At 57.9% G+C, this 5022-nt stretch carries 2 protein-coding genes; both read left to right on the top strand.

The window, feature by feature from the left end; genetic code table 11:
* On the top strand, positions 1 to 2578 hold a 2578-nt coding region (locus tag AC07YV_RS29665), incomplete at its 5' end, for an Ig-like domain-containing protein (RefSeq protein WP_494990395.1).
* Between the two features lie 477 nt (positions 2579 to 3055).
* The coding region (locus AC07YV_RS29660; RefSeq protein ID WP_494990394.1) for an Ig-like domain-containing protein at positions 3056 to 5022 on the top strand (1967 nt) is incomplete at its 3' end.

Genomic DNA, 5022 nt, shown 5'->3' with positions numbered 1-5022 from the left:
CGTTGGTAGTAAACAAGGCAACCTGAGCAAGGGTGGCGTCACTGACGACACCACGCCAACCCTCAGCGGCAAAGCCATGGCAGGCGGCACCGTCAAGCTCTATGACGCCGGTATGTTGCTGGGTTCGGTCGTGGCTGATGTATCGGGCAACTGGAGCTTCATCGTGCCTGAACTGGGCAACGGTGTGCACGAGCTGACCGCAACTGTGACCACCGACGCCAAGGGCGAAAGTGCGCCGACTGCGATCTTCGCCTTGACCGTCGACACCGTGGCTCCGGAAAAACCGGGCGTGAGTGGCGTTGCCGACGGTCAGGGTCCGATTGCAAGCGGTGAAAGCACCGATGATACCCAACCGACCCTGAGCGGTGAGGGTACTCCAGGCGAGAAGGTCACCATCATCGACAATGGCAATGTCATTGGCGAAGTGCAGATCGGCGAAGACGGCAAGTGGGCATTCACCCCTGAAGAACCGCTGGCCGAAGGCGAGCACGTGTTCGAAGTGGTCATCACTGACCCGGCGGGTAATGCGTCGGAGCCATCGGATGAGTATGTGCTCATCGTCGATACTATGGTGCCAGGCAAGCCAAGCATCGAGTCGGTATTCGACGACCAGGGTGACAAGCAAAGCAATCTGCTCGCCGGTGATACCACCGATGACGCCAAGCCGACCCTCGGCGGCAAGGCTGAAGCTAACAGCGAAGTGGTGATTTTCGACAACGGTGTCGAGATCGGTCGTGTGCCGGTGGACGCTGCCGGCAACTGGAGCTTCACCCCGGACGTAGCACTGGCCGAAGGCAAGCACAGCTTTACCGTGGTCAATGAAGACAAAGCCGGCAACGCCTCCGAGCCATCCGCTGCGTACGTGGTCATCGTCGACACTGCAGCCCCGATCAAGCCTGGCATCGATGCGGTCACCGACGATGTCGGCGACCTGCAAGGTCCGGTCGGCAATGGCGGCTCGACCGACGACACTGCCCCGACCCTGACGGGCAGGGGGGAGCCAGGCAGCACCGTACATATCTCCGACAATGCTGGCCTGTTGGGCAGTGTAGGGGTGGATAGCAATGGCAACTGGAGCTTCGTCCCGGACGTAGCGCTGACTGTAGGCGAGCATAGCTTCACCGTGGTCAGCGAAGACCGGGCTGGCAACAGGTCTGCGACTTCCGATGCTTATGTGGTGATCGTCACCACCTCGGCAGCTACCAAACCAAGCATCGAGTCGGTCTATGACGACCAGGGTGCGCAGAAAGGCAACCTGATCTCCGGCGATACCACTGATGACAACCAACCGACTCTCAGCGGCAAGGCTGAAGCGGGCAGTACGGTGGTCGTCGAGGACAAGGGCTTCGAGATTGGTCGTGTCACGGCGTCTGGTTCAGGCGAGTGGAGCTTCACGCCAGAGACGCCATTGGCTGATGGTGAATACAGTTTCAGCGCAGTCGTCGTGAGCCAGGGTGGTGAACGCAGCCCGGTATCCGACCCGATTGATCTGGTTATCAAAACCGGCCCGACCCAGGTCGCCTACCTGTCGCATATGGGCAAGGACTCGGGACATGACGGTAACGATTTCATCACCAATAACGGATCCTACGGACGACTGCTGCAAGGCGTGCTGAGTGCTGAGTTGACGCCTGGACTGAAACTGCAGGTTTCCCATGACGGCGGAAAAACCTGGTTTGATGCCTTGGTCGACGGCACCAGCTGGGTCATACAGGATCGCAGTGCCCATATCTCCAGTAGTTGGGTGATCCAGACCAGGGTAGTCGATCAGTTCGGTGCTTCTGGTACCGTCACTCAGCAGGCTGTGCTGCTGGACGTCATGGTGCCGCGTGCACTGGCCTCGATAGAGTTGATGGATACCCACTTGCAGGTGGGGTTCGATCCGTCCCATGTCCGGGTGGGTGAGCGTATTGCCGTGGTCGCTGACAATGGTGCGCATCGCTTCGAATATACGCTGACTCAGGAAGACGTCGCTGCCGGCTTCGCCAAGTTGGAGGTAGGTTCGATCGGTTCCGCCAGCGCTGCGGTCGTCACCCAGGGCGGTAATGTGTCCGACTTTGTCACTATTGGCCAAGCTCCGGTTGGGGTCACTACTGTTCTGACCGGAGAAATCACCGAGGTCTATGGGCTGCGCCGTGACGATCTGTTCTCCGTTCATGATGTCAGCGTACTGGGCCAGATCGACCGGATCGACGGCAACCGCGGCGTAGACGCCCTGAACCTGCTTGGTGCCGATCAGTTCTTGGACTTGTCGTCCGTGATAGCGCGCCTGAGTTCGATCGAGGTCATCGACCTCACCGGTACCGGCGACAACACCGTGAAGGTCTCCCTGGGCGATGTGCTCGAGTTGGGTAACCATCGTGCGTTCAACACCGATGACTGCACGCAGCTCGCGGTGAAGGGGAACGTTGGTGACGTGGTGTTGCTCAACGACCTGCTGCCTAACGGCATGGATGTCGGCGACTGGGAGGCGCTTGGCCAACTGACGGCTTCGGGCATTGTCTACGAGGTTTACCAACACACCGCGTTGGACGCGCAGTTACTGGTGCAGGACGGGGTCATGGTGCAACTCCAATAACGCGCTCACTGATCATCCGGCTTCAGCCACGGCGATTCGCCGTGGCCTTGCGCGAGGTTGGTGGTCATTACCACCTGCTTCGCGGCGGATCAGCACGCTGTTATTAATTCTTCCTTTTGGGGCTGCTCTGCAGCCCTTTTTTTTGTCTCTTTCCGGGCGTTCGTAAACGCAACTTTTTCCAAACTTAAAGCGCCTTTAGGACTAATCCTATGTTTGATTCAGTGGATGAGAGTCACACTAAGGTTGGTTAATGAATCCATTAACTGGCTGTGCGGGGCGCTCGCTTCTTGGCAGCCAAAGTCTGTGCAGAGTGAATAAAAGATAAATGTAACTCGGTCAGGCGAGCGCTCCCGCGTCGTCTGGGAGATCTGCCAGCGCATCAGACTTAGAGCTGGGATTTCGCTGTTGAATGGCGTAAGGCAGGCCGTCGGTTTTGTCTTGCACTTGATATTGTTGTTCTAACTTTGGTCATTTCAAATGAAATTCGCCTTTCTCAATAAGCAAAATATGCTGTACTTCTTTCCGTTCGATGAGCAGGAAAGTTCAAGTTTGACCATTCCTGCAGTTGAAAGTGGACGCTATATCTTTACCGAACAACAGAATGCGCTTCTTGGCGAAGCCGTTACTGCGCAGCGCCTTGATAACGACTTAAACTTGCGCTTGTACACCGACCCGCAGAAGTCCATCGATGTAGTGTTAAAGGACTTCTATCTGGGCGATAACGGCATCTATAGCTTGACCAGTAGTGGCGAGTACCATCAACACCTCGTTGCTCGCAGTGACGTTGCACAGGGGGCTGTGGAGTGGATCAGCACCAGTCTGGGGCGCCAGCAAGACCAGGACGAATCGGAGTTCCTGACCGCCATTCAGCGTTCGGCAACCTTTGAGGCCATTGAACAGCGGCTCGCAGTGCTCAATGCCGATGTCGTCGAGCCCGTTGAGGCTGACGCGCCTATTGCTCAGGAGGACGCAACTCTGGTCGGGCCACGCCTGATGAGTGTGAGTGCGTTCAATGAATTCGCCATTTCCCCTCAGATTACCTCGGTCCAGGACAATGTCGGCGGTAGCACCGGTGAGATTGAGCTGGGGTCGACCCAGGCTTTACCGATCATCGATGACAAGCTTCCGGTGTTCAAGGGTGTCGGTGAGCCTAACGCGACCCTGGAACTCCTGCATAACGGCGTACCTGTGCTGACTTTCAAGGTCGATGAAGAAGGTAACTGGTCCGCTCAACCGGAGGAAGGATTGGGAGACGGGGCACAATTCTTCTCCGTACGCGATGTGGCAACCCAGGATACTTCGGCCGTCATCGGATTGGTCATCGACACCCTTGCTCCGGCGCGTGCTTCGATCACTCAGGTCACCCAGGACCATACCGGCACTGCCTCAACTGTCGCCAATGGTGGCTACACCACCGACAACACACCAACGCTGGTCGGCAAGGCCGAGGCCAGCACCTTGGTCACCATTTACAGGGGTAATGCCGAAATCGGCGCAACTATCGCTAGCGCTACTGGTAACTGGAGTTTTTCCCGGTTCAACCCGCCGCTGACCGATGGTGAGTACTCCTTCAAGGTGGTTGCTCAGGACGCCTCCGGTAACAGCGGCCTGATGTCCCGTGAGTACAAGATCATCATCGATACCGTGCCGCCCGAGAAGCCGCAAATCGTCGAGGCGGTGGACGACGTCGGCGCGGTCACCGGCTCGCTCCTGAGCGGTGGAAGCACCGATGATGTCACCCCGGTGCTTAACGGTAAGGCTGAAGCCCACAGCACCGTCAAGATTTTTGATGGCGCCAGTCAAATTGGCACCGTCACTGCCGATGCCAATGGTAACTGGACGTTTACCCCGGCGCAGCCGCTGGTGGAGGGTACGCACTCCTTCACGGCGACAGCGACCGACCGCGCGGGTCTCGTATCGGCGCCTTCCGCTCCCCTGGAATTGACCGTAATGCTTGGCCTGCCACCGATGCCGGTCATCACCGCAGTGAAGGATGATGTCGGTTCGACTCAGGGTATCCTGCAAGAAAACGCCATTACCGACGACGCCCGTCCGACCATCGAAGGTACTGCCGCACCTCGCTCGACCATTTCGATTTACAGTAACGGCATTCTGCTGGGTACTGTGATGTCTGACGCCGCAGGTCTCTGGAGCTTCACCCCGGAAATCGCTCTGGCCGATGGTCTGCACACATTCACCGCCACTGCCACTAACGCCGCGGGCAACGTGAGTCTGGAGACTGCAATCCATGCTATTACCATCGACACCGTAGTACCTGTCGCGCCAGGCATCGAGTCGACCCTCGACAATGCAGGCGCCGTACAAGGCCCGATCAACAGCGGCGAGTCGACCGACGACACCACCCCGACCCTGTCGGGTAAAGGTGAGCCAGGCAGCACCGTGCATATCTACGACAACGGTGATCTGGTGGTCAGCGTAGTGGT

The organism is Pseudomonas sp. GW456-E7 (assembly GCF_059424105.1).
This window is presented reverse-complemented; position numbering and strand designations above follow the sequence as displayed.